This window comes from Streptomyces thermovulgaris (genome assembly GCF_002155915.1).
Lineage (GTDB): Bacteria > Actinomycetota > Actinomycetes > Streptomycetales > Streptomycetaceae > Streptomyces > Streptomyces thermovulgaris.
In genome coordinates, this window is sequence record NZ_MUME01000451.1 from 1 (window position 1) to 5,765 (window position 5,765).

Annotated in this window: 8 protein-coding genes; 1 reads left to right on the forward strand and 7 read right to left on the reverse strand. The window is 70.9% G+C overall.

Going from position 1 to position 5,765, the window contains the following annotated elements:
* The 3 genes from CCN35_RS26175 to pyrR form a co-directional block, all read right to left on the reverse strand.
* Positions 1 to 193 (reverse strand): amidohydrolase family protein (locus CCN35_RS26175; protein ID WP_143631840.1); only part of this gene is annotated, 193 nt, incomplete at its 3' end.
* Positions 194 to 198: 5 nt separating this feature from the next.
* On the reverse strand, positions 199 to 1,179 hold the full coding sequence (locus tag CCN35_RS26180) for an aspartate carbamoyltransferase catalytic subunit (protein WP_086794568.1): 981 nt from the start codon (positions 1,177 to 1,179) through the stop codon (positions 199 to 201).
* A gap of 159 nt (positions 1,180 to 1,338) precedes the next feature.
* Complete coding sequence (gene pyrR / locus CCN35_RS26185; RefSeq protein ID WP_067397716.1) at positions 1,339 to 1,926, reverse strand: bifunctional pyr operon transcriptional regulator/uracil phosphoribosyltransferase PyrR; 588 nt, start codon at positions 1,924 to 1,926, stop codon at positions 1,339 to 1,341.
* A 252-nt stretch (positions 1,927 to 2,178) separates the two neighbouring features.
* Between pyrR and bldD the strand changes: the two genes are divergently transcribed.
* The gene (gene bldD, locus CCN35_RS26190; protein ID WP_067397717.1) at positions 2,179 to 2,682 is read left to right on the forward strand and encodes a transcriptional regulator BldD; all 504 of its coding nucleotides are present in this window, start codon (positions 2,179 to 2,181) and stop codon (positions 2,680 to 2,682) included.
* A gap of 233 nt (positions 2,683 to 2,915) precedes the next feature.
* On the opposite strand, the gene nusB is transcribed toward bldD, so the two are convergent.
* The 4 genes from nusB to CCN35_RS26210 form a co-directional block, all read right to left on the reverse strand.
* Entirely contained in the window at positions 2,916 to 3,350 is a 435-nt protein-coding gene (nusB, locus tag CCN35_RS26195; RefSeq protein ID WP_067397718.1) for a transcription antitermination factor NusB, read from the reverse strand.
* Positions 3,351 to 3,352: 2 nt separating this feature from the next.
* Positions 3,353 to 3,919, reverse strand: coding sequence for an elongation factor P (gene efp, locus CCN35_RS26200; protein ID WP_067397719.1), 567 nt, complete (start codon positions 3,917 to 3,919; stop codon positions 3,353 to 3,355).
* A gap of 56 nt (positions 3,920 to 3,975) precedes the next feature.
* Positions 3,976 to 5,085 (reverse strand): aminopeptidase P family protein, encoded by a 1,110-nt coding sequence (locus CCN35_RS26205; RefSeq protein WP_067397720.1) that lies wholly within the window; start codon positions 5,083 to 5,085, stop codon positions 3,976 to 3,978.
* A 108-nt stretch (positions 5,086 to 5,193) separates the two neighbouring features.
* Complete coding sequence (locus tag CCN35_RS26210; RefSeq protein ID WP_086794570.1) at positions 5,194 to 5,760, reverse strand: AAA family ATPase; 567 nt, start codon at positions 5,758 to 5,760, stop codon at positions 5,194 to 5,196.
* Positions 5,761 to 5,765: the final 5 nt, after the last annotated feature.

Below are 5,765 nucleotides of genomic sequence, written 5' to 3' on the forward strand. Positions count from 1 at the left end.
CGCGGCCGGGTTCGCGCAGGTGGGTGTGGAGGTCGACGAGTCCGGGCAGGAGGACCTTGCCCTCGGCGTCGACGACCTCGGCGTCCTCGGCGGCGAGGTCCGGTCCGACCGCGGCGATGGTCTCGCCGTCGATCAGGACGTCCTGCGGGGCGCCGCCCAGCACCTTCGCACCGCGGATCAGGGTCTTGCTCATGTCGGTCACTTCTCCTCGGCGGGACGGGGGCTGGTGAGGGCGGACTCCTTGCCGCCCAGGAGCAGGTAGAGGACGGCCATCCGGATGTGCACGCCGTTGGCGACCTGTTCGACGGCGGTGCAGCGGCCGGAGTCGGCGACCTCGGCGGTGATCTCCATGCCGCGGACCATGGGGCCGGGGTGCATCACGACGGCGTGGTCGGGCAGCCGGGCCATGCGGTCGGCGTCGAGGCCGTAGCGGCGGGAGTACTCGCGCTCGGTGGGGAAGAAGGCGGCGTTCATCCGCTCGCGCTGCACGCGCAGCATCATCACGGCGTCGCACTTGGGCAGCGACGCGTCGAGGTCGTAGCTCACCTCGCAGGGCCAGCTCTCGACGCCGACCGGCAGCAGGGTGGGCGGGGCGACGAGGGTGACCTCGGCGCCGAGGGTGTGCAGCAGGTCCACGTTGGAGCGGGCGACGCGGCTGTGCAGGACGTCGCCGACGATGGTGACGCGCTTGCCGGACAGGTCCTGGCCGAGCCCGGCGTCACGGCCGACGAGGCGGCGGCGCAGGGTGAAGGCGTCGAGGAGGGCCTGGGTGGGGTGCTGGTGGGTGCCGTCGCCGGCGTTGATCACGGCGGCGTCGATCCAGCCGGAGTTCGCCAGGCGGTAGGGCGCTCCGGAGGCGGAGTGCCGGATGACGACGGCGTCGACGCCCATGGCCTCCAGGGTCTGGGCGGTGTCCTTGAGGGACTCGCCCTTGGAGACGCTGGAGCCCTTGGCGGAGAAGTTGATCACATCCGCGGACAGGCGCTTCTCCGCGGCCTCGAAGGAGATCCGGGTGCGGGTGGAGTCCTCGAAGAAGAGGTTGACGACGGTGCGGCCGCGCAGGGTCGGCAGCTTCTTGATCGGACGGTCGGCGACCCGGGCCATCTCCTCGGCGGTGTCGAGGATCAGGACGGCGTCGTCGCGGGAGAGGTCGGCGGCCGAGATGAGATGACGCTGCATCTGTCAGGCTCCGTAGGGAAGTTCAAGAGGAAGCGGGGGCCGGGCCCGCGGTGACTCGTGCCACGGCCCGAAGGACGGGGCCGGGCAGGCGGGCGCCCGAGGGCACACGCGCACGGGGCGTGTCACGGGGCGTGTCGAGAAGTGCGTGGGCGCGTGTGGCTACGGCTGCCGCTCGTCCGCGGCGGCCGGCTTGACGCCGAGCAGCACGGCGTCGCGGCCGTCCTCCTCGGCAACCAGGACCTTGACCGTCTCCCGCAGCGACGTGGGGAGGTTCTTGCCGACGTAGTCGGCGCGGATGGGCAGTTCGCGGTGGCCGCGGTCGACCAGAACGGCGAGCTGGACCGCGCGCGGGCGGCCGATGTCGTTCAGGGCGTCGAGAGCGGCGCGGATGGTGCGGCCGGAGAAGAGCACGTCGTCGACGAGGACGACCAGACGGCCGTCGATGCCGTCCCCCGGGATCTCGGTGCGGGCCAGCGCACGCGGGGGCTGCATGCGCAGGTCGTCGCGGTACATGGTGATGTCGAGCGAGCCGCAGGGGACCTTGCGCTCAGTGATCTGCTCGAGCTTGGCGGCGAGACGCTGGGCGAGGAAGACGCCCCGGGTCGGGATGCCGAGGAGCACCACGTCGTCAGCGCCCTTGGCGCGTTCGACGATCTCGTGGGCGATACGGGTCAGCATCCGTGCGATGTCGGGGCCCTCGAGAACGGGCCGCGCACCGGACGCATGCGCGTTCGCGTGCGTGTCCATGGGGAAACGGACCTCCTTATCCGCCTCACGGGACGGAATTTAAAGGACGTCGGAATTGCGCCGTCCACGGTAGCAGGTGCCAGGGGCCGCCCGGGTCACCCCCTTGGCGCAACCGGGTGTCGATACCACGGAAGCGGCGGCGTGGACCATCCGGCTTGACGCACGAGAGTCACGCTGCGTAACCTCACAATGAGTTACCAGCCGCGCGGCGGGAACCAGGCCGGTCGCGTCGACACAGTGTCGGGGAGCCATATGTCCAGCGAATACGCCAAACAGCTCGGGGCCAAGCTCCGGGCGATCCGCACCCAGCAGGGCCTTTCCCTCCACGGTGTCGAGGAGAAGAGCCAGGGACGCTGGAAGGCGGTCGTGGTCGGTTCGTACGAGCGCGGCGACCGTGCCGTGACCGTGCAGCGCCTCGCCGAGCTGGCGGACTTCTACGGGGTCCCCGTGCAGGAGCTGCTGCCGGGCACCACCCCGGGCGGCGCCGCCGAGCCCCCGCCGAAACTGGTCCTGGACCTGGAGCGGCTGGCCACGCTGCCCTCCGAGAAGGCGGGTCCGCTGCAGCGGTACGCGGCGACGATCCAGTCCCAGCGCGGTGACTACAACGGCAAGGTGCTCTCGATCCGCCAGGACGACCTGCGCACACTCGCCGTCATCTACGACCAGTCGCCCTCGGTGCTCACCGAGCAGCTGATCAGCTGGGGCGTGCTGGACGCGGACGCACGCCGCGCGGTGGCGTCCCACGAGGAGAGCTGACCCTTCCGCGGACCGGCGTTCCGCGGACCGAGCAGAAACGTGCCCTCGGGGTGGCCGGAACATGACGGTTCCGGCCGCCCCGAGGGCTTTTCACGGGTCCTTCCGCACGGCTCTCCCCACGGATCCGGCGCGGCGGGCATGCCCCGTACCCGCATGCGAGCGCGCATATGAACGCCGAGGGGCCCGCAGCAGTCGCGCTGCGGGCCCCTCGGCGTTCGTGTCGCCGGGTCCTCTCACACCTGGTCTCGGCGGAGCGAGGGCTTGAGCTCCTTCAGCCGGCCGAGCAGGCCGTTGACGAACGAGGGCGACTCGTCCGTGGAGAACTCCTTCGCCAGCCGCACCATCTCGTCCAGGACGACGGCGTCCGGGGTCTCGTCGACCCAGATCAGCTCGTATGCGCCGAGCCGCAGGATGTTGCGGTCGACGACCGGCATGCGGTCGAGCGCCCAGCCGACCGCGTACTGGCTGATCAGCTCGTCGATGCGGGCGACGTGCTCGGCGTAGCCCTCGACCAGCTGCATCGTGTACTCGCTGACCGGCGGTTGCCGGGGGTCGGTCCGGGAGAGCCGGATCCAGTCCGCGAGGACGGTCAGGACGTCGGCGCCGCGCTGGTCGGCCTCGAAAAGGATCTGGAAGGCGCGCTTGCGGGCCGTGTTGCGAGCAGCCACGGTTAGCTGTTCACCCGGCCGAGGTAGTCGCTGGTGCGGGTGTCGACCTTGATCTTCTCACCGGTGGTGATGAAGAGCGGCACCTGGATCTGGTGGCCGGTCTCCAGGACGGCGGGCTTGGTGCCACCGGTGGAGCGGTCGCCCTGAACGCCCGGCTCGGTCTGCGCGACGGTCAGCTCGACGGAGGCGGGGAGCTCGACGTAGAGCACCTCGCCCTCGTGCTGGGCGACGGTGGCCTCGAAGCCCTCGACCAGGAAGTTGGCGGCGTCACCGACGGTCTGGCGGTCGATGTGCAGCTGGTCGTAGGTCTCCATGTCCATGAAGACGAAGTAGTCGCCGTCCATGTAGGAGAACTGCATGTCACGCCTGTCGACAGTGGCCGTGTCGACCTTGACGCCGGCGTTGAAGGTCTTGTCGACGATCTTGCCGGAGCGCACGTTCTTGAGCTTGGTGCGCACGAAAGCCGGACCCTTACCAGGCTTGACGTGCTGGAACTCGACGACGGACCACAGCTGGCCGCCTTCGAGCTTGAGCACCATGCCGTTCTTGAGGTCGTTCGTGGAAGCCACGGTTGCGGAATCTCCTGGACTGACGTACGACCCCGGTGCAGGCGCCCAGCGCGAGGCTAGAGCGCGAGAAGCTCCTTGGTCGTGATGGTGAGTAGCTCGGGTCCGCCGTCCGCCTCGGGGCGCACGACGAGCGTGTCATCGATCCGGACACCGCCCCGTCCCGGGATGTGGACTCCCGGTTCGATGGTGACCGGCACGCAAGCGTCCAGTTTACCCATGGCCGAAGGGGACAACTGCGGGTCCTCGTCGTTTTCGAGCCCCACTCCGTGCCCGGTGAGGGGGGTCAGATGCTCGCCGAACCCGGCGGCCTCCAGGACCTGGCGCGCGGCCCGGTCGACGTCGCGGCAGGCGACGCCGGGGACCAGGGCCTCCCGTCCGGCGCGCTGGGCGGCGAAGACCAGGTCGTACAGCTGGATCTGCCAGTCCGCCGGAGAGGTGCCGATCACGAAGGTGCGGCCGAGCTCGCAGCGGTAGCCGCGGTAGGAGGCGCCCAGGCACACCGAGAGGAAGTCGCCCTCCTCCACCCGCCGGTCGGTGGGCCGGTGGCCGCGGCGGCCGGCGTTCGGGCCGGTGGCCACGGAGGTCGGGAAGGCGGGGCCGTCGGCGCCGTGGTCGACGAGCCGCCGCTCCAGCTCCAGGGCGAGATGACGCTCGGTGCGGCCGACGAGGATGGACTCCAGCAGCTCCCCCAGGGCCTGGTCGGCTATCTCGGCACCGATTCTCAGCAGGGAGATCTCCTCCTCGTCCTTGACCACCCTGAGCTGCTCGACCGCGTTGCCGAGGTCCCTCAGCCGCAGCCGGGGTGCCACCGAGGCGAGGGCCCGGTGGCGGGCCACGGTGAGGTGGTGTTCCTCCACGGCGAGCGAGTCGGCGCCCTGGGACTGGGCGAGGTCGGCGGCGGCGACGGCCGGGTCGCCGCCGGAGGGCTGGGACAGAACCTGCACCCGCAGTGCCTCGTCGAGGCGGCCTTCGTAGGGCTGGTCCCCCGGAGGGCTCTGGCACAGCAGGATGTCCTCGTGCCGGGCGAGGAGCAGGGCGGCACCGCGCGGGGACGCTCCCGCGAGGTACCGGACGTTGGCGGGACGAGTCACCAGCGCCGCCGCGCTGCCGCCCGCATGGCAGCGTTCCCTCAGCCGGGCGCGGCGGGCCGCATACACCTCTGACATGAACCGAGCGTAAGAGTCATGGCTCAATATCGCCGTTCGGGAGGGGCCGAGTGGGGCCGTCTCCCGCGACGGCCCGGGGAGCCGTGACCGCCCGTGACCGTGCCGGCCCTACCACTTCGGCGGGCTGGCTATGGCTCTGGTCAGGACCTCGTCCAGACGGCGGGCCGTGGTGGGGATGTCCATCGTGGAGTTGTCGATGATGGGAAGGCCGGAGCCGTACCAGCCGGCCATGCGGCCGTGAATGCGGGCGACCTCCTCGTCGCTGAGACGGCGGTTGCCGGTGCGCCGGGCGTTGCGCTCCAGGACGACCTCCAGGCCGGGCAGGAGGACGACCGGCAGCAGACCGGGGCCCACATGGCGCTTCCAGCCCCCGAGGCCGATCGCCGGGCGGTCGGGGAAGACGGCGTCGTCGAGGATGCACGAGATGCCGTTGGCGAGGAAGTTGCGCGCGGCGAAGCCGCAGGTGCGGCGGGCGAGACGATACTGCGCCTCGGCACGGTCGTTCCATCCCGCCTGCGGGTCCGCGAAGCCGGAGCGGACCCACTCGCGCACGTCGTCGAGGCTGATGTGGGCGGTGGGCACGCGGCGGTGGTCGGCCCAGTACTTGGCGACGCTCGTCTTGCCCGCTCCCGCCGGTCCGATCAGCAGGACCGCCAGCGTGGCGGTCCTGCTGATCGGAC